At 72.0% G+C, this 20,906-nt stretch carries 19 protein-coding genes; 9 read left to right on the forward strand and 10 right to left on the reverse strand.

Annotated elements, in window-relative coordinates:
* Nucleotides 1-63: 63 nt before the first annotated feature.
* The 8 genes from OG289_RS21365 to rsmI form a co-directional block, all read right to left on the reverse strand.
* Nucleotides 64-1,182 carry an N-acetylmuramoyl-L-alanine amidase gene (locus tag OG289_RS21365; RefSeq protein WP_327315630.1) on the reverse strand — a complete coding sequence of 373 codons (1,119 nt, stop codon included), beginning with the start codon at nucleotides 1,180-1,182 and terminating at the stop codon, nucleotides 64-66.
* Between the two features lie 853 nt (nucleotides 1,183-2,035).
* Nucleotides 2,036-3,340, reverse strand: coding sequence for a hypothetical protein (locus tag OG289_RS21370; protein WP_327315631.1), 1,305 nt, complete (start codon nucleotides 3,338-3,340; stop codon nucleotides 2,036-2,038).
* Nucleotides 3,341-3,421: 81 nt separating this feature from the next.
* The gene (locus OG289_RS21375; RefSeq protein WP_327315632.1) at nucleotides 3,422-4,333 is read right to left on the reverse strand and encodes a 4-(cytidine 5'-diphospho)-2-C-methyl-D-erythritol kinase; all 912 of its coding nucleotides are present in this window, start codon (nucleotides 4,331-4,333) and stop codon (nucleotides 3,422-3,424) included.
* A 2-nt stretch (nucleotides 4,334-4,335) separates the two neighbouring features.
* Entirely contained in the window at nucleotides 4,336-5,271 is a 936-nt protein-coding gene (gene rsmA, locus OG289_RS21380; protein ID WP_327315633.1) for a 16S rRNA (adenine(1518)-N(6)/adenine(1519)-N(6))-dimethyltransferase RsmA, read from the reverse strand.
* A 171-nt stretch (nucleotides 5,272-5,442) separates the two neighbouring features.
* Nucleotides 5,443-6,930: a ubiquitin-like domain-containing protein gene (locus tag OG289_RS21385; protein WP_327315634.1), complete on the reverse strand. Its 1,488-nt coding sequence runs from the start codon at nucleotides 6,928-6,930 to the stop codon at nucleotides 5,443-5,445.
* 161 nt (nucleotides 6,931-7,091) lie between these two features.
* Nucleotides 7,092-7,982, reverse strand: a complete 891-nt coding sequence (locus OG289_RS21390) for a TatD family hydrolase (RefSeq protein ID WP_327315635.1) — start codon at nucleotides 7,980-7,982, stop codon at nucleotides 7,092-7,094.
* Nucleotides 7,983-8,017: 35 nt separating this feature from the next.
* Nucleotides 8,018-8,422 carry a hypothetical protein gene (locus OG289_RS21395; protein ID WP_327315636.1) on the reverse strand — a complete coding sequence of 135 codons (405 nt, stop codon included), beginning with the start codon at nucleotides 8,420-8,422 and terminating at the stop codon, nucleotides 8,018-8,020.
* A gap of 343 nt (nucleotides 8,423-8,765) precedes the next feature.
* Nucleotides 8,766-9,662 (reverse strand): 16S rRNA (cytidine(1402)-2'-O)-methyltransferase, encoded by an 897-nt coding sequence (rsmI, locus tag OG289_RS21400; protein WP_327315637.1) that lies wholly within the window; start codon nucleotides 9,660-9,662, stop codon nucleotides 8,766-8,768.
* Nucleotides 9,663-9,735: 73 nt separating this feature from the next.
* Here rsmI and OG289_RS21405 point away from each other — a divergent pair, with 73 nt between their 5' ends.
* The 3 genes from OG289_RS21405 to OG289_RS21415 all read left to right on the forward strand — a co-directional run bounded on the left by OG289_RS21405 (nucleotide 9,736) and on the right by OG289_RS21415 (nucleotide 15,131).
* Nucleotides 9,736-11,487 (forward strand): dolichyl-phosphate-mannose--protein mannosyltransferase, encoded by a 1,752-nt coding sequence (locus tag OG289_RS21405; protein ID WP_327315638.1) that lies wholly within the window; start codon nucleotides 9,736-9,738, stop codon nucleotides 11,485-11,487.
* A gap of 127 nt (nucleotides 11,488-11,614) precedes the next feature.
* Nucleotides 11,615-13,252 (forward strand): penicillin-binding transpeptidase domain-containing protein, encoded by a 1,638-nt coding sequence (locus OG289_RS21410; protein WP_327315639.1) that lies wholly within the window; start codon nucleotides 11,615-11,617, stop codon nucleotides 13,250-13,252.
* 193 nt (nucleotides 13,253-13,445) lie between these two features.
* On the forward strand, nucleotides 13,446-15,131 hold the full coding sequence (locus tag OG289_RS21415) for a penicillin-binding transpeptidase domain-containing protein (RefSeq protein WP_327315640.1): 1,686 nt from the start codon (nucleotides 13,446-13,448) through the stop codon (nucleotides 15,129-15,131).
* 30 nt (nucleotides 15,132-15,161) lie between these two features.
* On the opposite strand, the gene OG289_RS21420 is transcribed toward OG289_RS21415, so the two are convergent.
* Nucleotides 15,162-15,518, reverse strand: a complete 357-nt coding sequence (locus OG289_RS21420) for an SsgA family sporulation/cell division regulator (protein WP_327315641.1) — start codon at nucleotides 15,516-15,518, stop codon at nucleotides 15,162-15,164.
* 194 nt (nucleotides 15,519-15,712) lie between these two features.
* On the opposite strand from OG289_RS21420, the gene OG289_RS21425 reads away from it, so the two are divergent.
* The 6 genes from OG289_RS21425 to OG289_RS21450 all read left to right on the forward strand — a co-directional run bounded on the left by OG289_RS21425 (nucleotide 15,713) and on the right by OG289_RS21450 (nucleotide 20,582).
* On the forward strand, nucleotides 15,713-16,771 hold the full coding sequence (locus OG289_RS21425; RefSeq protein WP_327315642.1) for an energy-coupling factor ABC transporter permease: 1,059 nt from the start codon (nucleotides 15,713-15,715) through the stop codon (nucleotides 16,769-16,771).
* A 4-nt stretch (nucleotides 16,772-16,775) separates the two neighbouring features.
* Nucleotides 16,776-17,537 (forward strand): cobalt ECF transporter T component CbiQ, encoded by a 762-nt coding sequence (gene cbiQ / locus OG289_RS21430; RefSeq protein ID WP_327315643.1) that lies wholly within the window; start codon nucleotides 16,776-16,778, stop codon nucleotides 17,535-17,537.
* On the forward strand, nucleotides 17,525-18,286 hold the full coding sequence (locus OG289_RS21435) for an energy-coupling factor ABC transporter ATP-binding protein (protein ID WP_327315644.1): 762 nt from the start codon (nucleotides 17,525-17,527) through the stop codon (nucleotides 18,284-18,286). The genes cbiQ and OG289_RS21435 overlap by 13 nt, the downstream gene beginning before the upstream one ends.
* The gene (locus OG289_RS21440) at nucleotides 18,283-18,750 is read left to right on the forward strand and encodes a MarR family winged helix-turn-helix transcriptional regulator (RefSeq protein WP_327315645.1); all 468 of its coding nucleotides are present in this window, start codon (nucleotides 18,283-18,285) and stop codon (nucleotides 18,748-18,750) included. The genes OG289_RS21435 and OG289_RS21440 overlap by 4 nt, the downstream gene beginning before the upstream one ends.
* Before the next feature lie 131 nt (nucleotides 18,751-18,881).
* A complete protein-coding gene (locus tag OG289_RS21445; RefSeq protein WP_327315646.1) occupies nucleotides 18,882-19,346 on the forward strand; it encodes an organic hydroperoxide resistance protein in 465 nt (154 codons plus the stop codon).
* 75 nt (nucleotides 19,347-19,421) lie between these two features.
* The gene (locus tag OG289_RS21450; protein ID WP_327315647.1) at nucleotides 19,422-20,582 is read left to right on the forward strand and encodes a serine hydrolase domain-containing protein; all 1,161 of its coding nucleotides are present in this window, start codon (nucleotides 19,422-19,424) and stop codon (nucleotides 20,580-20,582) included.
* Nucleotides 20,583-20,594: 12 nt separating this feature from the next.
* Here the strand turns inward: OG289_RS21450 and OG289_RS21455 are convergent, their stop codons facing one another.
* Entirely contained in the window at nucleotides 20,595-20,867 is a 273-nt protein-coding gene (locus OG289_RS21455; protein WP_327320760.1) for a DUF1876 domain-containing protein, read from the reverse strand.
* Nucleotides 20,868-20,906 lie beyond the last annotated feature (39 nt).

Genomic DNA, 20,906 nt, shown 5'->3' on the forward strand with positions numbered 1-20,906 from the left:
CCAGGGGGGATCGGTCAGCCTCCCAGCCTAATGCGCGCAGGTAGGTGACCGATCCCCCGCAGGTCAGCGGGCTGTTGCCGCCCGGACCTCGTCGAGGAGGTCGTACATCGTCTGCCCCGGGCACTCCGTCAGCAGCCAGTCACGGTGGCCGCCGACCGTCGTCACGTCCTTCGTCACGCCGTTGACCGGGTTGGTGTAGGTGATCTTCGCCTGGGGGTCGAGGCCCTTGAAGCGGGAGATCACCTTGATCAGCCGGATCAGCGCGGCCTTGGCCGCGTCCGTCGGCGGCCGGTCCGTCAGCGTGCCGAGGAAGGCGATGCCGAGGTTGCCGGAGTTGTAGCCGGCCGTGTGGAAGGCGGTGACGACGTTGCCGTCCGCGTCGAAGGCCGGGACGGGGTCGTCGCCGGAGTGGCGGCCCTCGTAGACCGTGCCCGCCTCGTCGATGAGGAAGTGGTAGCCGATGTCGCCCCAGTCGAGGGTGACCGCGTGGTACTCGTAGATGCCGCGGACGGTCGCGGCGGGGTCGGGGTCGTCGTTCGGCGTGTCCGTGTGGTGCACGGTGATCGCCTGCAACGGGTAGTACACCTCGGGCGAGTTGACCTTCCCGTCCTTGTACCGCTTCGACTCGTCGGCGCCCCAGGCCGGTCGCGGCAGATAGGGCACGCCGCGCACGCGGGTGGGCTCCGACGGGACGTGGAAGGTGCGGTCGGGGCCGTCCGTGGTGTCGATCGCCAGCGAGCGCACGTCACTCGCGCCGCCCGGGACCTTCAGTTCGTACGCGGTGGCGTTCCCCGCGGCGACGAGCGCCGTTCCTCCGCCGTCGACGGTCGCGCAGCCGCCGGTCACCCCCTGCCATGACCCGCCGTCGGTGAACCGGATCCCGGCGCCGTCCTGGGCGCCGGTCCAGCGCAGGCCGACGTAGGAGGCGGCGAAGGCGGTGGTGGTTCTGTCGGTGCCGGTCGCGGCTTCGGTCCGAGTGGCGGGGAACTGCTCGGGCTTCGCACCGGAACTTCCGGAGCCGGTCGAGGAGTTGCCCGGGTCGTCGGACTCGGTCGCCGCGAAGACGACCGGGGTGAGCGCGGCACCGGCGGCCACCGCCCCGGCGGCGCCGATCGCGCCGCGACGGGAGAGAGGCCGCTTCCTGCGGTGAGAGGAGGTGGGGGGTGTGGGGGGTTCGGACACGGAAGTGACCCTTCCAGCTGTACGCATGACGGGAGCCCCGCCGGACCACACCACGGCAGGCGCTTGAAACATCAACGACCCTAGCCGCCCCAACCACCCCACCCGTACTGCGATCGCAGTATTTCCTTGTGGAGATCAGGCAAAGAACGGGGCGCACAGGACCGGGGCGGCCGTGCGGTCGGGACGGGCGGGGGCCGGCCGCGCGGGGAGCGGCGTGCGGCGCGGGCCGGCGGGGCGTGCGGCGCGGGCCGGTGGGGCGTGCGCGGTGTGCGGGTGGGGCGTGCGCGGTCGGGCCGGTGGGGCGTGCGCGGTGTGCGGGTGGGCGCGTGAAGGGTGGTGCACGGCGGCCGCCCGCAGCGCGTCCGTGAGTGGCTCACGCCCCCCGGTTTCGGCCGACGGCCGGTAACGCGACTCCGGCGGCGGCCGGTTGCGCGGGTCGGGCGTGCGGCTCCTCCCACACACCCGGCGTACGGAGTTCAGCACCCGCGCCCGGCCGATACCGCCCGCCCGGCGCGCGGCCGTTCACACACGCCCGGCACGCACATCACCGCACGCGCCCCTCGCACGGCCGCGCCACCCATGAGGGCCCGAACCACGCGGAACGCACGCGCGCGGCGGCGACACCGAGCCCGGCACCGAGGACGCCGAAGACGTCGAGTTCACCGCACGGAAGACGTCGAGGACACCGAAGTCACCGCACCGCGGACGCCGAGGACACCGAGGTCACCGCACGGAAGACGTCGAGGACACCGAAGTCACCGCACCGCGGACGCCGAGGACGACCGACGTCACCGCACGGAAGACGTCGAGGACACCGAAGTCACCGCACCGCGGACGCCGAGGACGACCGACGTCACGCGCGAGCGTCCTTCATGTCATCCTTCGGGTACTCCCACATCGCCCGCACGAGGCTTGAATCCGGCCATCCGTCGACATCGAGGGGCCGCAGCCGCCGCTCGGCCTCCACACAGCGCGGGTCACCGCGCTTCGCGAGCCCGTAGGCGACGTGCACGCGAGTGTCCCGCAGCTCGTCGTCGAGGAGCCCGGCGAGTACGTCGGTGATGCCGGGCGCCTCCGCGCGGCAGGACGCCAGCCAGTAGGCCGCCCGTTCGCGCACCCCGGCGTCGGGATCGCGCGCCAGCGTGTACAGGGCGTCGAGCTTCTCCGGCGGCACGCGCTCGGCTTCCCCCCTCAGGGTCTCGGGCACTTCCAGGCGCACCTGCGGATCGGGGTGCCGGACGTACGCCAGGCCGACGGCGTCGATCTCGCCGTCCCGGGCGCCGTCCTCGTCCCCCTCGCTCAGCCCGGACAGCACCACGGCGAGCACCTCCGGGTCCCGTTCCTCCAGGGCCCATGGGAGGAACACCGCGGTCGCGGGCTTGTCGACCACGGAGCCCGGCCGGGCGAAGAGGCCGCCGAACCCGATGACGAGGCACCGCAGCACGTCCGCGGCGAAGAGGCGGTGGAGCCGGTCGGGGTGGTCGCGCAGCGCTTCGGCGGCGGCCCAGGTCTCCTCGTCCAGACGGGTGGCGAGGTGGATGACGGCATCGGTCCACACGGCGTGATCCCGGTCCGGGCGGGTGAACGCCCGCGCGAGCAGCTCGTCGAACGGCGTACGGATCCGGAAGCGCTCCTCCAGGTGGGTGAGGATGCTGAGGTGACCGTCCCACACGGTCTGCCCGCCGAGCGCGTACCGCTCGTGGTGACAGTGCCAGTTGTCGACCCGCGCCCTTCCCCGCTCGACCGGGCCGTCCGCTCCCGTTCTGCGCCGCAGCTCGGCCTCGATGTCCGCGTCGGCCCAGTACCGGGCGCGTGCCAGGAGGTCGGCGCGCGCGGCGGTGTCGAGGCGTACGGGCTCGGGCAGCAACGTGTTGCTCATCCAGGAGCAGCCGCCGTCCACGGCCCGGGTCAGCGGGGTGTCGCCGCCGGGGAGCCCGGGGTCACCTCCGGGCACACCGTCCAGTGGGCGCAGTGGGTCGGCGCCGGCTTTGATCAACTCCTCGGCGACCGGCTCGTCGTACGCGGCGACGGCGAGGCAGAGAAGGGGCACGCCGTCGGCCGGGTCGGTGCCGTGGGGATCCGCCCCGCCGTCCAACAACTCCCGAACGGCATCGACGTCCCCCCGCCGAACAGCCCCGACAAGCTCCGCCGACCCCATGCGCGTACCTCCCCCATGCCGGATTCCCGGTGGAACCGGCCGAGGGAGCCTAAAGGCCACGGACCGCTCGGGGCAGCCGAATTACCGGCGGCCCCCGACCACCGTCGCCCCCGGCGCCGGTCCCGACGCCACGCGCACGCTCCTGCACGTGCCGGATGTGCGCAGCGTCTCCGCGATCTTCGCCGCCGAGGCGGTGTCGCGGGCGAGGAACGCCGTGGTCGGACCCGAGCCCGAGACGAGGGTGGCGAGGGCGCCGGCCGCGTGGCCTGCGCCGAGGGTGTCGGCGAGTTCGGGGAAGAGGGAGAGGGCGGCAGGCTGGAGGTCGTTGGAGACGCCGGCCGCGAGGGCGTCGGGGTCGCCCTTGGCGAGGGCGTCGAGGAGTTCGCGCGAGGCGACGGGCTCGGGGATGTCCACGCCCGCGGCCTCCGTCAGACGGTCGAACTCCCGGAACACCGCCGGTGTCGACAGCCCCCGATCGGCCAGCGCGAACACCCAGTGGAAGGTGCCGCCGACCTCCAGCGCCGTCAGCTTCTCGCCCCGTCCGGTGCCGAGGGCGGCCCCGCCGACCAGGCTGAACGGCACGTCGCTGCCCAACTCGGCGCAGATGTCGAGGAGTTCCTCACGGGACGCGCCCGTGCCCCACAGCGCGTCGCAGGCCAGCAGCGCGCCCGCGCCGTCCGCACTGCCGCCCGCCATGCCCCCGGCGACGGGGATGTCCTTGGCGATGTGGACGTGCACGTCGGGCGTGCGGCCGTACCGCTCGGCCAGGGCGATCGCCGCCCTCGCCGCGAGGTTGGTGCGGTCCAGGGGGACCTGACCCGCGTCCGGGCCCTCGCAGGTGACGCGGAGTTCGTCGGCCGGGGTCACCGTGACCTCGTCGTACAGGCCGACCGCCAGGAAGACGTTCGCCAGGTCGTGGAAGCCGTCCGCCCGGGCCGCGCCCACCGCGAGCTGCGCGTTGACCTTGGCGGGCACGCGCACGGTGACGCTCACGCTCACTCGGAGTCCTTCTGCTTGTTCTCGTCCTTGTTCTCGTCCTTGTTCTCGTCCTTGTTCTCGTCCTTGTTCTCGTCCTTGTTCTCCGCGATCCTCGCGAACTCCTCGACCGTGATGGCCTCCCCACGCGCCTGGGGGGAGACACCGGCCGCCACGAGGGCCGCCTCCGCCTGCGCCGCGGAACCCGCCCACCCGGCGAGCGCGGCCCGCAGGGTCTTGCGGCGCTGGGCGAACGCCGCGTCGACGACGGCGAAGACCTCGCGCCGCGACGCCGTCGTCTTGATCGGCTCGCTCCGGCGGACGAGCGACACCAGTCCGCTGTCGACGTTCGGCGCGGGCCAGAACACGTTGCGTCCGATGGCGCCGGCCCGCTTGACCTCGGCGTACCAGTTGGCCTTGACGGAGGGAACGCCGTACACCTTCGAACCGGGCCCGGCGGCGAGCCGGTCGGCGACCTCCGACTGGACCATGACGAGCGTGCGCTCGATGCTCGGGAACATCTCCAGCATGTGCAGCAGCACGGGCACGGCCACGTTGTACGGCAGGTTCGCGACCAGCGCGGTCGGGGCGGGGCCCGGCAGCTCGGTCACCTGCATCGCGTCGGAATGCACCAGCGCGAAGCGGTCCGCGCGCTCCGGCATGCGGGCCGCGATCGTCGCGGGCAGGGCGCCGGCCAGGACGTCGTCGATCTCGACGGCCGTGACCCGGTCGGCGACCTCCAGCAGGGCGAGGGTGAGGGAGCCGAGCCCCGGGCCGACCTCGACGACCACGTCGTCGGGCCGGACCCCCGCGGTGCGGACGATTCGGCGGACCGTGTTCGCGTCGATCACGAAGTTCTGGCCGCGCTGCTTGGTGGGACGCACGCCGAGGACCGCCGCCAGCTCACGGATGTCGGCGGGGCCCAGAAGGGCGTCGGGGCTGGGGCTGGTACTCACGCGACAAGGGTACGGGGCCGTGCATACGGGGCTGCACCGCCGCAACCCTCAGCCCTGCACCCGCACTGCACCGCCGCCCCCCTCAGCCCTGCACCCCCACGGACCCGCGCCAACCCTCAGCCCTGCACCCCCACGGACCCGCGCCAACCCTCAGCCCTGCACCGGCACTCCTCAGCCGTGCAGCCGCTTCCCGCAGTGCGGCCAGGGGCTCGCCCCGCGTCGTACGTACAGCTTCTTCGCGCGGTACGTCTGTTCCATCGCCGGGGCGTCCTGGGGCCGCCCGCTGCCGCCGAGGCTGTGCCAGGTGTGGGTGTCGAACTGGTACAGCCCGCCGTAGGTGCCCGAGGGGTCGACGGCGTGGGGCCGGCCGCCCGACTCGCAGGCAGCGAGGCCATGCCAGTCCAGGCCCTCGGCGCCCCGCACGGAGGGCGGCTTCGGCTTCGTCCCGACCTTCACCACCTGGTCGCGCGGCTCGCTCACGACCTCGCTGCGGATCCGCCTCGGCTTCTGCTTCACGCCGTTGACGACGCGCAGGGAGTACGTGTCCCGCCGCAGCCCGGTCTGTCCGGCCTGCTCCACCACCTCCGTGCCCTTGAACAGCGAGGGGTCGTCGGTGCGGCGCACGTCGAACGGGATCGCCTCCTCGCGCACCTCCTTGGTGCCGGTGATCCGCAGCACGGTGACCGTCTGCCCGTCGCGCGGGAAGCTGCCGGGCGCGACGGAGGTGGTGTCCTGGCCGCGCAGGGTGATCCCGGCCGCCCGCACCGCCTCGCGCACGGTCGCCACGTTGGTGCGGATGGTGCGGGCCCGGCCGTCGGCCAGGACGGTGACGGCGCGCTCGGTGCGCACGTCCAGCGCGAGTCCCGCGCGTCCGATGCGCTGGGCTCGCGAGACGGACATGTACGCGCCCTCCGCACGCACCCCCAGCTGCCGGAGCGCCTCGTCCACCGAGCGGGCGGTCGTCCACAGGTCGTGCCGTTGTCCGTCGAGGGTGAGCCGGACGGGGCGCCCGTAGCGGACGGCGATCTCGTCGCCGCTGGTGATCTCCGCGCCCGGGGCGGGCGACACCATGTCGTGCGCTCCCACCCGCACGCCCTCCTCCGCGAGGAGTTCGGTCACGTCGTCGGCAAAGGTGTGCAGGGTGCGCGGCTTGCCGTCGACGGTCAGTTCGACCGCCTTGTCCTCGGCGACGAAGGCGGTGGTGCCGCCGGCCAGGAACGCCACGACGAGGGCCTGTGGGAGGAGGCGGCGCATCGTGGACTCCGGGCGCTCGGCGCCCCGCGCCCGGCGCCGGCGCGCGGCCCGTCCTGTCGCGTGCCGCCCCCGCCACGCAAACGGCGGGTCGGGCAGCAGCCGCACCGGCTTCGGCAGCACGAGCGTCGCGGGCGGCTCGGACGGCAAGGGAGCCGGGGGCGGCGGGGGCGGCAGGGGCGGCGGGGGCGGTGCCCCGTACGCCTCGTGGGCCTCATACGCCCCGTACTTCCCGTACGCCTCGTACCGTTCGTACCCCTCGTACGTCTCGTACGCGGGCCGGTACGTGTCGTCGTAGGTCCCGGGCGCCGCGTACACGCCGTACGCGACCGTCTCCGCGTTGTGCAGGTCGACGTACGATCCGCCACCGCCGTACGGCTCGTACTCGAGGTGCTGCGAGTTGCTCACGCCGACACTCCAGGGGGTGGGGTCCGGATCGGGCCCCCAGAACCTAGCGGAGCGACCGTCACTCTCCAAAGTGGCACGGCTACCGAGAGTTGTGTTCGATGGGTTCGGGGTGGGCGTCGGGATGGGATCGAGGTGGCGTCCAGGTGGGGGGCGGCTCGCGGTCAGTAGGCGAACGCGCGTGCCGTGTTCGCGGCGAGAGCGGTGGCCAGGGTGTCCTCGTCGATGTCCCGTACGGCGGCCATGGCACGCACCGTGACCGGGATGAGATACGGGGCGTTGGGCCGTCCGCGGTAGGGCGCCGGAGTCAGGAACGGGGCGTCGGTCTCCACCAGGAGCAGCTCCAGGGGGGCCACGGCGACGGCGTCCCGCAGGTTCTGGGCGTTCTTGAAGGTGACGTTGCCGGCGAAGGACATGAAGTATCCGGCGCGGGCGCAGATCTCGGCCATCTCGGCGTCACCGGAGTAGCAGTGGAAGACGGTGCGCTCGGGAGCGCCCTCCTCCTTCAGGACCCGCAGGACGTCCGCGTGGGCGTCGCGGTCGTGGATGACGAGCGCCTTGCCGTGCCGCTTGGCGATCTCGATGTGGGCGCGGAAGGACCTCTCCTGGGCTTCCTTGCCCTCGGGGCCGGTGCGGAAGTAGTCGAGTCCGGTCTCGCCGACACCCTTGACGTGCACAAGCGCGGCCAGGCGGTCGATCTCGGCGAGCGCCTCTTCGAGCGCCTGCGCGCCGCCCGGCGTCCGCGCGCCCTGGCGGGACCAGCCGTCGGGGTCGCCGTGCACGATGCGCGGCGCCTCGTTCGGGTGCAGGGCGACAGCGGCGTGGACGCTGTCGTGCGCCGCCGCCGTCTCGGCCGCCCACCGGGAGCCCCGTACGTCGCAGCCGACCTGGACGACCGTCGTCACGCCGACCGAGGAGGCTTTCGCGAGGGCCTCCTCCACCGTGCCCGACTGCATGTCGAGGTGGGTGTGCGAGTCGGCGACCGGCACCCCGAGGGGGGCCGGAAGCGGCGGCGCGGCGCTGTTGTCGGCGTTCTTGCCGGCGTTCGAAGACATGCCCCGATCCTACGAAAGGGGCACGCCCCGCTCGGCTAGCCGGCCTTGCGGAAGGGGTGCAGGAGATCGGACAGGTGCCAGTGGTGGTCCTGCTCCCCGGCCCGCTCCTCGGCCGCCGTCACCGGTGCCTCGGCCGGGCCCGCCGTGGGCGCCTTGCGCTGACGCGCCGCGCTGAGCACCGACGAGACCTGTCCCGCCCGCATGATGCGCACGATGTGGCCGTCGCAGTTCTGGCACGCGGGGTGGCTCAGCGGGGACGGCACGACCCGGCCGTTCGTCACGTAGAGGACGAATTCGTGGCCGTCGGCGTCGATGTGGTGCTCTATCTCGTACGACTGTTCCCAGCCGTGCCCGCAGCGCATGCAGGCGAAGGAGTACGACTCGTCGACGACGGCGCTCGCGCCGCTCCGGAGGCCGGTCTGCCCTGTGATCTCACTCATGCCAGCTCCTGCTGTCCGCTGGACAAGCGCTCCCGGCGCGGGAGTTCCCCCCTGAACGCCCTTGGGAGCGAGGGACGGGTGCGTCCCTGCCACCAGTGGACGCCTTGCACCGGTCCGAATGCATCAGGCCTGTGCACTGTTGGAGGCGATTTGGACTTTCCTTGCCAAAGCAGCCTCACGGACGGGGTTGGGCTTTGCCTTCGACGCCAGCCCTTTGCCCGCACATGGGGCGCACGCTCAGACGACATGCGCCCTGCTCAGAGGGGGTGTGAGCCCCTTCACAACGTCCCGGCAACAGCGGTCACAGTCGCGCGGCCGTTCCTCACGAACCGTTGGCCGTTCCTCACAATCCCCTGGCGTTCTTCACCGCCACCACCGCGTCGAAGACCTCCCGCTTGGGCAGTCCCGCCTCCGCCGCCACCGCCGCGATGGCCTCCTTGCGGCGCTCGCCGGCCTCCTCGCGCACCCGCACCCGACGCACCAGCTCGGCCGCGTCGAGCTCCTCGGGCCCGCGCTCGGGCGCCCCGGTGACGACGACGGTGATCTCGCCGCGCACGCCCTCGGCCGCCCACTCCGCCAGCTCGCCGAGCGGGCCGCGCCTGACCTCCTCGTACGTCTTGGTCAGCTCACGGCACACCGCGGCCCGCCGGTCGGCGCCGAACACCTCGGCCATCGCGGCGAGGGTGTCGTCGAGCCGGTGGGGCGCCTCGAAGTAGACGAGCGTGCGCCGCTCCTCCGCGACCTCGCGCAGCCGCGACAGCCGCTCCCCCGCCTTCCTCGGCAGGAACCCCTCGAAGCAGAACCGGTCGACGGGCAGCCCGGACAGGGCCAGCGCGGTGAGCACCGCGGACGGGCCGGGGACGGCGGTGACGCGGACGTCCTGCTCCACGGCAGCGGCGACCAGCCGGTACCCGGGGTCGGAGACCGACGGCATCCCGGCGTCGGTGACGAGCAGCACCCGCGCGCCCTTCACGAGCTCCTCGACCAGCTCGGGTGTACGGGCGGACTCGTTGCCCTCGAAGTAGGACACGACCCGCCCCTTGGGCGTCACCCCCAGCGCCTGGGTCAGCCGCCGCAGCCGCCGGGTGTCCTCGGCGGCGATGACGTCGGCCCCGGCCAGCTCCTCGGCGAGCCGGGGCGGGGCGTCGGAGACGTCACCGATGGGGGTACCGGCGAGAACAAGGATTCCGGGCGCGGTTGCCGGTGGGGCTGCGGGCGTGCTTCGGGGTGCGGCTGTCACGTTTCCATCCTCGCAGGACCCGCACAGGCCCCAAGCACGGGACTCACACAGACCTGTTCCCTACGATGGCGCGGTGACCAGTACCGCGTCCTCCATGGACTCCACGGACTACCGGCCGGACGGGCCGCCGCACGATCAGCGGCCGGCATGGCAGCAGCGGCTGCGCCGTTTCGGATACATGGCGGAGCCCTCCGCCGACGTCCGTGAGCGGCTGATGCCGCCGTTCGCGCAGCCCAGTCCGCGGTTGTGGCAGGCGCTCGGCGTCCCGCACCGGTGGGCGGAGCGGATCGTGCGCTGGTCGTCCTGGGGCGGTCCGCTGCTGGTCACGCTGATGGCGGGCGTGATGCGGTTCTGGAACCTGGGCAGCCCCAAGGCGGTGATATTCGACGAGACGTACTACGCCAAGGACGCGTGGGCGGTCGTCCACCGCGGGTTCGAGGTCAACTGGGACAAGAACGCCAACGACGTCATCCTCTCCTCGGGCGGCCATGTCCCGATCCCGACGGACGCGGCGTACGTCGTGCATCCGCCGGTCGGCAAGTACGTGATCGGGCTGGGCGAACTGATCTTCGGGTTCGACCCGTACGGCTGGCGGTTCATGACCGCCGTGCTGGGAACCCTGTCCGTCTTCCTGCTGTGCCGGATCGGCCGCCGTATCTTCCGCTCCACGTTCCTGGGCTGCCTGGCCGGCGCCCTGATGGCCGTGGACGGGCTGCACTTCGTGATGAGCCGCACCGCGCTGCTCGACGGGGTGCTGATGTTCTTCGTGCTGGCGGCGTTCGGCTGCCTGGTGGCCGACCGGGACCGGGCCCGCGCGAAACTGGCCGCCGCGCTCCAGCCGGACGCGGACGGCCGCTACCGCCCGGACGCGCACATCGCCGAGACCACCCGCATCGGATTCCGCCCCTGGCGCTGGGGCGCGGGCCTGATGCTGGGCCTGGCCATCGGCACGAAGTGGAACGGCCTGTACATCCTGGTCGCGTTCTGCCTGATGGCGGTGTTGTGGGACGTCGGTTCGCGCAAGGTGGCGGGCGCCCGCCGCCCGTACCTGGCGGTGCTGAAGCGCGACACGGGCTTCGCGTTCCTGGCCACCGTCCCGGTCGCGCTGGCCACCTATGTGGCGTCGTGGACGGGCTGGATCCTCTCCGCCACCGACGGCTCCGGCGGTTACTACCGCAACTGGGCGGCCACCGACGGCAAGGGCGGCAACTGGACGTGGCTGTTCCCCGACTGGTGGCGCAGCCTGTGGCACTACGAGCACGAGGTGTACGAGTTCCACACCCACCTCACCTCGCCGCACACGTACCAGTCGAACCCGTGGAGCTGGCTCGTCCTGGGCCGCCCGGTCTCGTACTTCTACGAGTCCCCCGCGCCCGGCGCGGACGGCTGTCCGTCCGACGCGGGCGAGAAGTGCGCGCGGGAGGTCCTGGCCATCGGCACCCCGCTGCTGTGGTGGGCGGCCTGCTTCGCCCTCGCCTATGTTTTGTGGCGCTGGCTCTTCCGCCGCGACTGGCGGGCGGGCGCGATCGTCTGCGGCATCGCGGCCGGCTACCTGCCGTGGTTCCTGTACCAGGAACGCACGATCTTCCTCTTCTACGCGGTCGTCTTCCTTCCCTTCCTCTGCCTGGCGGTGGCGATGATGATCGGCGCGATCATCGGCCCACCGGGTTCGAGCGACACGCGCCGCGTCGCGGGGGCGACGGGCGCGGGCGTCCTCGTCCTGCTCATCGCGTGGAACTTCATCTACTTCTGGCCCCTGTACACGGGCACGGCGATCCCGATTGACAACTGGCGTTCACGTATGTGGTTGGACACCTGGGTCTAACAATTCCGGAAACTGCCGCCCCTTGCGCCACCCTTTCCCCTTACTGTGAGCCTGAGAAGAGCTTTCTGAACACGTTCAGAATGTGCCCGCGAGGGCATCCACGGGGTAAACGGGGAGGGTGCACAGCATGCACAAGGGGGCCAAGGCAGCCATAGTCGGGTCGGTCTTCGCCGTGATGGTGGGCGGGGCCGGGTACGGCGCCTTCAACATCGTGAACGCGCTGAACGAGGACGGCGGCGGTGGCGGCGGTTCGGGATCGAGCGAGCCGGTGGCCGTGAAGACCGGGCCGCCGAGCGGTTCCGAGGTGAAGGACACGAGCGGCAAGTTCTTCGCCGCCTGGGAGAAGGGGCAGGCAGCGGCCGCCGCCCAGCTCACCAACAACGCGGCGAAGGCCGAGCCGCTGCTGGCCTCGTACGGCCAGGCCGCGCACATCACCGGCGTGAAGATCACACCGGGTGCGGCGGCCGGCGACAGCGTGCCGTTCAGCGTCAGGGCGACGGTGTCGTACGACGGGAAGTCCAAGCCGCTCGTCTACAAGAGCCGGCTCACCGTCGTGCGAGGGGTCACCACCGGGAAGGCGCTGGTGGACTGGCAGCCGTCGGTCGTCCATCCCGGGCTGAAGGACATGGACGACACGCTGGTCACGGGTGAGTCGGCGGCACCGCCGATCGAGGCCGTGGACCGTGACGGCAACGTCCTGACGAAGGAGAAGTACCCCTCCCTGGGGCCGATCCTGGACCAGTTGCGCGCCAAGTACGGGAAAGAGGCGGGCGGCACGGCGAGCGTCGAGCTGGCGATCCACCACGCCACCCCGGACACCGCCGACACCCCGCTGATGACCCTCGCCGAGGGCAAGGCGGGCAAGCTGCCCACGACGCTCAGCGCCGGAGTGCAGGCGGCGGCGGAGAAGGCGGTGCAGAAGTACGCCCAGTCGTCGGTGGTGGCCGTCAAGCCGAGCACCGGCGAGGTGCTGGCCGTCGCCAACCACCGGACGGACGGCTGGAACGCCGCGTTCCTCGGGGAGGTCGCGCCCGGCTCCACCATGAAGATCATCAGCGCGGCCACCCTCATCGACAGCGGGCTCACCACCGCGAACGGCCCCGCGCCCTGCCCGCCCTCGGCCGTCTCGGAGAGCCAGACCTTCCAGAACCTCAAGGGCATGAAGCCGAACGAGAGCGCGACGCTCTCCGAGAGCTTCGCGCGCTCCTGCAACACGGCGTTCGTGAAGTTCGCGGACTCGGTGAAGGTCGACTCGCTGACCAACGAGGCCCGCGACCGTTTCGGGATCGGCCTCGACTGGCAGACCGGCGTCCCGTCCTTCGACGGCTCCGTGCCGGCCGCCGGCGGCCCGGACACCGCGGCCGGACTGATCGGCCAGGGCAAGGTCCAGATGAACCCGCTGAACATGGCGTCGGTGACGGCGACCGCGATGACGGGCTCCTTCCGGCAGCCGGTGGTCGTGCCGCTCGGCCTCGACGACCGTGAACCGGCACAGGCGCGCGGGCTGTCGTCGAGCACCGTGCAGCAGCTGCGCTCCATGATGAACCGCACCGCGACCAGCGGGACCGCGGCCGAGGTGATGGCCGGGCTCAGCGGCAGGATCGGCGCGAAGACCGGTTCCGCCGAGGTCGACGGGCAGACGAAGTCCGACAGTTGGTTCACCGGTTACCGCAATGACATCGCGGCGGCGGCGATGACCCAGGACGGCGGTCACGGCGTCGACGCGTCCGGCCCGATCGTGGTGGAGGTGCTGCGGGCGGGCTGAACCGGCGTCTCTGTAGCAGCGCCTCCGCAACGGCACAGCCGCACCGGTGCAGAGGTGGCTGACGTCACACATGACGTCACTCCCACAGGACGGGACTCTAGGGTGGTTGCCGTCGTTGGGGTCAGTGAGGGCAACGAGGGCAGCGGGGCGGGAGGGCAGGTCCCTGGCCCCTGGGGATCCGGAGGATCTGGCAGTGGGCAAGAGAAGGCGTGTCGAAGAGCGGCGCAGCAGGAACAAGCGGCGTCCCGCCGTGGTCGGCGGCATGATCGCCGTCGTGGTCGGCGGGGCCGGGTTCGGTGTCTACGCGCTGTACGGCGGCGGGGCGGCGGCCGACGAGGGTTCGGCGGCGGCGGCCAACGGCAAGCAGGTTCCCAGGGTCAGGGCCGACGCGCCGTCGGCGACCGAGGCGAAGACCATGGCCGCCGAGTTCCTGACGGCCTGGCAGCAGGGCAAGGTGGACCGGGCCGCCGCCGCCACGGACGACTCCGCGGCCGCCACCGCCCTGCTGACCGGCTACACCAAGGACGCCCACGTCACGGGCGTCACCCTCACCGCCGGCACGCCCTCGGGCACCAAGGTCCCGTTCTCCGTGAAGGGCACGGTGAAGTACAAGGACGTCAGCAGGCCGCTGACGTACGCCAGCGCGCTCACCGTCGTCCGCAACCCCAAGAACGGCAAGGCGCAGGTCGACTGGCACGCGTCCGTCGTCCACCCGGACCTCCAGGACGGCGACACGCTCGTCACCGGTGAGTCCGGCACCCCTCCGGTGAAGGCCGTCGACCGGGACGGCGGCGAGCTGACGGCCGCCAAGTACCCCTCCCTGGGCACGGTGCTGGACGGCCTGCGGGAGAAGTACGGCAAGAAGGCGGGCGGCAAGGCGGGCGTGGAGCTCCAGGTGGTCCGCGGCAAGGCGTCGAAGGCGAAGAAGGCCTCCGACAAGACGCTGCTGGAACTCAGCAAGGGCACCCCGGGCACGGTGAGGACCACGCTGAGCCCGGCCCTCCAGGCCGCCGCCGAGCAGCAGGTGGCGAAGACGGCGCGCTCGTCGGTCGTCGTGATGCGCCCCTCGACCGGCGAGATCCTCGCGGTGGCCAACGCCAGTCCCGGCTTCAACACCGCGTTCAACGGCTCGCTCGCGCCCGGCTCCACGATGAAGGTCATCACGTCGTCGCTGCTCATCGAGAAGGGGCTGGCGTCGGCGGACAAGGTCCATCCGTGCCCGAAGACGGTCACCTACGGCGGGTGGAAGTTCCACAACGACGACGACTTCCAGATCAACGGCGGCACCTTCAAGGCAAGCTTCGCGCGCTCCTGCAACACGGCCTTCATCAGCCAGGCCCGCAAGCTCGACAACGACAGCCTGACCAAGCAGGCGCAGCAGGTCTTCGGCCTGTCGATGGACAACTGGGCCATCGGCGTCCCGTCGTTCGACGGCGCGGTGCCGGTGCAGTCCGCGGCCCAGATGGCGGCCTCGCTGATCGGGCAGGGCGGGGTGCGGATGAACCCGCTGAACATGGCGTCGGTCGCCTCCACCGTGAAGGCGGGCACGTTCCACCAGCCGTACCTGGTCGCCCCGTCGGTGGACGACCGCACGCTGGCCACGGCCTCGCGCACGATGTCGTCGTCCACGCTGTCGCAGCTGCGGGAGCTGATGAACTACACCGCCGCGGCCGGCACCGCCGCCGAGGCGATGTCCGGCCTCGGCCCGGACTACGGCGCCAAGACGGGCTCGGCGGAGGTCGACAACCAGGACAAGCCCAACGGCTGGTTCACCGCCTACCGCGGCGACCTGGCGGCCGCCGGCGTCGTCCAGGCGGGCGGCCACGGCGGCGACACGGCGGGCCCGATCGTGGCGTCCCTGCTGCGGATGGGCGGCTGAGACCCTACGACGCCGGAACCCGGTGACCCGCTAGCGGCTCACCGGCTGCGCCGTCGCCATGTAGGTGCGGCGCAGGAACCGCAACAGCGTCTTCGACTCGAACTGGACGACCGAGACGCCGTCCGAGGAGTGGAACTCGACGACGGCCTGGACGCGCCCAAGCGGCCACACCCGTACCTCGCCGGTGCCGACGGGGGCGCGCAGGCCCTGTTCGAGGAGGGTGCGGGAGAACGTCCACTCGTGCCGGTCGGGCAGTCCGAACCGTACCGAGCGGGGGTCGTCCTCCGGGTCGTAGCGCAGGACGACGGGGACGGCCGTGCGTTCCTCCTCGGCCTGGTCCGCGTCCGTGACGATGTGGGCTCGCGCGTACTGCTCGACTACAGACATCGACCCGCCCTCTCACGCTGCGTGACCTGTGGGGAGGCTGTGCAGCCACTCCCCCTCCAATGTCCCATATTTTCCGGAATACGCTCTTCCGCGCGGACCTATCTCAGATCTGCGATACACGCGCCCGTCAGCCGCTCGGCGGACAAGCTTCTCGCTCTTGCGAACGATTCGCATTAAGCCACTATCATCGACGGGTGCACGTACCCGACGGATTCATCAACACCCCGACCTCCGCCGTGACCGGAGTCGTCGCCGCGGGCGCCATCGCCGTGAGCCTGCGCGGCGCGCGCCGTGAACTCGACGACCGGACCGCGCCGCTGGCCGGCCTGGTGGCGGCGTTCATCTTCGCCGTGCAGATGCTGAACTTCCCCGTCGCGGCGGGGACCAGCGGCCATCTGCTCGGCGGCGCGCTCGCCGCGATACTCGTGGGCCCCTGCACAGGGATCCTGTGCGTGTCCGTGGTCCTGCTGATGCAGGGCATCCTCTTCGCCGACGGCGGCCTGACCGCGCTGGGCGTGAACATCACCGACATGGCGATCGTGACGACCGTCGTGTCGTACGCCGTCTTCCGCGCCCTGGTGAAGGTGCTGCCCCGCGGCCGCCGGTCCATCACGGCCGCGTCCTTCGTCGCCGCCGTGCTGTCCGTCCCGGCCGCCGCCGTGGCCTTCACGCTCCTGTACTGGATCGGCGGCACCACCGACGTGGCGATCGGCAAGGTGGCCACCGCGATGATCGGCGTGCACGTGCTGATCGGCATCGGCGAGGCCGTGATCACCGCGCTGACCGTGGGCGCCGTCATCGCCGTCCGGCCGGATCTCGTCCACGGCGCGCGCGATCTGCGGCAGAAGCTCCAGTTGCGGGTGAACGGCGAACTCGTCGACGTGCCCGCCACCGAGGGGGCACGCACGGCGCCCGTAGCGGCGCGCACCTCCCGGCGCACGCTGTGGGTGACGGGTCTGGTCACCTCCCTCGTCCTGGCCGGCTTCGTCAGCTTCTACGCCTCCGCGAACCCCGACGGCCTGGAGAAGGTCGCCGCCGACAAGGGCATCGACCGGAAGGCCGCGGGGCACGCGTCCGCCGACTCCCCGCTCGCCGGCTACGGCGTCAAGGACATCACCGACGCCCGTCTCTCCGGCGGCCTCGCGGGCGTGATCGGCGTCGGCACGACCGTCGTCGCGGGCAGCGCGGTGTTCTGGACGGTGCGAAGGCGCCGTACGCAGGACGTGTCTCCGGCGTCCACGAGCGGCGTCTGACGTCATGGGAGCAGGACACGCGCACCGGCTCTACCGGCACGGGCACTCGCCCGTGCACGCCCTGCCGCCGCACACCAAGCTCGGCGCCGCCTTCGCCTTCGTGATCGTCGTCGTGTCGACGCCGCGCGAGGCGATGTGGGCCTTCGGCCTGTACGCCGTCCTGCTGGCCCTCGTCGCACATCGCGCGCGCGTGCCGGCCGGTTTCCTGCTGAAGCGCCTGCTGATCGAGGTGCCGTTCGTCGCGTTCGCCGTGCTGATGCCCTTCGTGGCGGAGGGCGAGCGGGTGGACGTCCTCGGACTGTCCCTCAGCGTCAACGGGCTGTGGGGCGCCTGGAACGTCCTCGCGAAGGGCACGCTGGGCGTCGCCGCCTCCGTACTGCTGGCGTCCACGACGGAGTTGCGCGCCCTGCTGCTCGGTCTGCAACGCCTGAAGCTGCCCCCGCTGCTCGTACAGATCGCCTCCTTCATGATCCGCTACGGCGACGTCATCACCGACGAGATGCGGCGCATGCGGATCGCCCGGGAGTCGCGCGGGTTCGAGGCGCGGGGCGTGCGGCACTGGGGGGTGCTCGCGAAGTCGGCGGGCGCGCTGTTCATCCGCTCCTACGAGCGCGGGGAGCGTGTGCACCTGGCCATGATCAGCCGGGGGTACGCCGGTTCGATGCCGGTGATCGACGACGTGACCGCGTCCCGGGCGCAGTGGTCGTACGCGCTGACCCTCCCGTTCACCGCCCTCGTCGTCTGCGTGTTGGGATGGACCCTGTGACTGACGCTTCCCTCGAGGTCTGCGGCCTCGCCTTCGCCTATCCCGACGGCCACCAGGCGCTGTTCGGCGTGGACTTCTCGGTCGCGCGCGGGGAGCGGGTCGCGCTGCTCGGCCCGAACGGCGCCGGCAAGACGACCCTCGTGCTGCACCTCAACGGCATCCTGACCGGCGGCGCGGGCACGGTGACGGTGGCCGGACTGCCCGTCGGCAAGCGGCACATGGCCGAGATCCGGCGCAGGGTGGGCATCGTCTTCCAGGACCCGGACGACCAGCTGTTCATGCCGACGGTCCGCGAGGACGTCGCGTTCGGGCCGGCGGCCGCCGGGCTGAAGGGCGCCGCGCTGGAGGCGCGCGTCGACCACGCGCTCGCGCAGGTCGGCATGGCGGAGTTCAAGGACCGTCCGCCGCACCACCTGTCCTTCGGCCAGCGGCGGCGCGTGGCCGTCGCGACGGTGCTCGCGATGGAGCCGGAGATCCTCGTCCTGGACGAGCCGTCCTCCAACCTCGACCCCGCCTCGCGCCGCGAACTGGCCGACATCCTGCGGTCGTTGGACGTCACCGTGCTCATGGTCACGCACGACCTGCCGTACGCCCTGGAGCTGTGCCCGCGCGCCCTGATCCTCAGCGAGGGCGTGATCGCGGCGGACGGCCCGACCGGCGATCTGCTCGCCGACGACGCCCTCATGCGCGCGCATCGCCTGGAGCTGCCCTTCGGGTTCGACCCGCGCTCGGCCACAATGGGCGCGTGACGAACGAGGCACCCACCGCCGGCGGCACGCTGCATCTCGACGAGCAGCTGTGTTTCGCGCTGTACGCGGCCCAGCGCGCGGTGACCGCCGCGTACCGTCCGCTCCTGGACGAGCTGGGCCTCACCTACCCCCAGTACCTCGTGCTGCTGGTCCTGTGGGAGCGCGGCGAGACCACGGTCAAGGAGCTGGCGTCGGCCCTGCGGCTGGACTACGGCACGATGTCGCCGCTGCTGAAGCGGTTGGAGGCGGCGGGTCTGGTGCGCCGGGAGCGCTCTGCGCGGGACGAGCGCTCGGTGCTGGTCGCCTGCACCGGGCGCGGCGAGGAGCTGAAGGCACGCGCGGAGGGCGTACCCGGCACACTGCTCGCGTCGACGGGACTTCAGACGACGGAGGTCGCGCGGTTGCGCGAGGAGTTGCGGGAGCTCGCGGACCGGGCGCAGGGCGCGGCGGACCGCGCGCGCTGAGCCCATGGCGGGCCGTGGTGCGCCCCACCTGAAGTTACCCGCGGTTACTACCCCCTGGTAAGCAAGCACCTCCCTACCGGCCGGTACCTTGTGCACGATGTAATCGGGGAAGATTCCGGGGGAGGTCCCGCATGACCGAAGGCGCCGCCGTCGACGACGTCGACACCGTCGACACCCGTCCGACGAAGATCATGTATGTCGCCGAGGCGACCGCGCACGGCGGGCGGGACGGCTATGTCACCAGCCAGGACGGCCACATCGAGCTGAAGGTCGCGATGCCGCCGGAGCTGGGCGGCGACGGCAACGGCACCAACCCGGAACAGCTCTTCGCGGCCGGTTACAGCTCCTGCTTCCACAACGCGCTGATCCTCGTCGGCAACCGGGCGGGCTACGACCTGACCGGGTCGACGGTGGCGGCGAAGGTCGGGATCGGCCCGAACAAGAGCAAGGGCTACGGGCTCGCCGTCGCCCTCAGCGTCTCCCTCCCCGTCCTGGACGCCGACCTCGCCGCGAAGCTCGTGGACGCGGCGCACCAGGTGTGCCCGTACTCGAACGCGACCCGCGGCAACATCGACGTAACGATCATTCTCGGCTAGCGGGACGAAGGAATCGCAGGCTCGACGGGGGCGTTCCCCGGGAGCTGAAGGCGATCTCCGAGAGGACGTGCGGGCGTGAACGTGAGCGGTGCGGTGGCCGAGGGCTTCGAGCCTGTCCGGGAGGCGTTCGCAGCCAACTTCGAGCTGCTCGGGGACCGGGGCGCGGCGGTCACCGTCTACCGGGACGGGCACAAGGTCGTCGACCTGTGGGGCGGCACGCGGGACGTGGACGGTTCGGCCCCCTGGGAGCACGGCACCGCGCAGATCGTGCGGTCCGCGACCAAGGGCGTCGCCGCCGCCGTCCTCCTGCTGCTGCACCAGCGCGGCGAGCTGGACCTGGACGCGCCCGTGGGGGCGTACTGGCCGCAGTACAAGGCGGCGGGCAAGGAGCGGACGCTCGTGCGGCACCTGCTCGCGCACCGTGCGGGCGTGCCCGTGCTGGACCGCCCGCTGACGCCCGCCGAGGCCGCGGACCCCGAACGGGGCGCGGCGGCGGTCGCCGCACAGGCACCGGCCTGGGAGCCGGGTACCGACCACGGGTACCACGCGCAGACGTTCAGCTGGCTGACCGGCGAGCTGGTGCGGCGGATCACCGGGCGCCCCGTCGGGGAGTGGATCGCCGACGAGATCGCCGGGCCGGTGGGGGCCGACCTGTGGCTCGGGCTGCCGGCGGCGCAGAGCGCGCGGGTGGGGCGCGTGGGGCAGGTGAACGCGCCGACGCAGGCCGCGGCGCTGAAGACCCGGCCCAAGCCCGCCGTCACCGCCGCCTACGCCGACCCCGCCTCCCTCACCCGCCGCGCCTTCGCCGCGATCACCCCGCTCCCCGACGAGAACGACCCGGCCTACCGGGCCGCCGCCCTCCCCGCCTCCAACGGCATCGCCACCGCCGACGGCCTGGCCCGCTTCTACGCGTCGCTGATCGGCGAGGTGGAGGGCGGGATACGGCTGCTGCGCCCGGAGACGGTGGAACTGGCGCGCGGCGAGCAGTCGTCGGGCCCGGACCGGGTGCTCGTGGTGAACACCCGGTTCGGCCTCGGCTACATGCTGCACGGGGCTGCGTCCCCGCTCCTGTCCCCCACCTCCTTCGGCCACCCGGGCCGCGGCGGCGCCCTCGGCTTCGCCGACCCGGAGTCGGGCATCGCCTTCGGCTATGTCACCAACGGCTTCAGGTCGAGCGTGACGGCGGACCCGCGCGCGCAGGCGCTCCTGCGGGCGCTGCGGACGGCGACGGCGTGACGCCTACGGCGTCTATACGTTGATCGAGTGCGACGTCCGCCCCGACGCGTCGTCGATCTCCATGTGAGCCTTCGTGAGCAGCTGCATGGCGATCTCGTTGAGGGCACGGGCGCCGGCGATCTCCTCGCCGACCCGGGGCTGGTTGGCGTCCACGTTGTGCCGACTGGCGTGCCCCGTGGCCTTGACCTCGGTCCCGTCGGGCAGGCGTACCAGCGCCACCGCGCGGGTGTGCCGGTCGTCCTCCACGAACTCCAGCTCGACATGCCATCCGACAGTGGTGTGCATAGCGGTCATGACGATCACCTCCGGAACTCCTGTTTCCAG

It is taken from the genome of Streptomyces sp. NBC_01235 (assembly GCF_035989285.1).
GTDB lineage: Bacteria > Actinomycetota > Actinomycetes > Streptomycetales > Streptomycetaceae > Streptomyces.

Bases quoted from the DNA above. Each gene is read 5' to 3' on its own strand.
- OG289_RS21370 (WP_327315631.1), bottom strand. From the start codon at position 3,340: ATGGGGTCGGCGGAGCTTGTCGGGGCTGTTCGGCGGGGGGACGTCGAT.
- OG289_RS21455 (WP_327320760.1), bottom strand. From the start codon at position 20,867: ATGCACACCACTGTCGGATGGCATGTCGAGCTGGAGTTCGTGGAGGAC.
- OG289_RS21420 (WP_327315641.1), bottom strand. From the start codon at position 15,518: ATGTCTGTAGTCGAGCAGTACGCGCGAGCCCACATCGTCACGGACGCG.
- OG289_RS21390 (WP_327315635.1), bottom strand. From the start codon at position 7,982: ATGTCTTCGAACGCCGGCAAGAACGCCGACAACAGCGCCGCGCCGCCG.
- OG289_RS21445 (WP_327315646.1), top strand. From the start codon at position 18,882: ATGACCGAAGGCGCCGCCGTCGACGACGTCGACACCGTCGACACCCGT.
- OG289_RS21410 (WP_327315639.1), top strand. From the start codon at position 11,615: ATGCACAAGGGGGCCAAGGCAGCCATAGTCGGGTCGGTCTTCGCCGTG.
- OG289_RS21395 (WP_327315636.1), bottom strand. From the start codon at position 8,422: ATGAGTGAGATCACAGGGCAGACCGGCCTCCGGAGCGGCGCGAGCGCC.
- cbiQ (WP_327315643.1), top strand. From the start codon at position 16,776: ATGGGAGCAGGACACGCGCACCGGCTCTACCGGCACGGGCACTCGCCC.
- OG289_RS21435 (WP_327315644.1), top strand. From the start codon at position 17,525: ATGGACCCTGTGACTGACGCTTCCCTCGAGGTCTGCGGCCTCGCCTTC.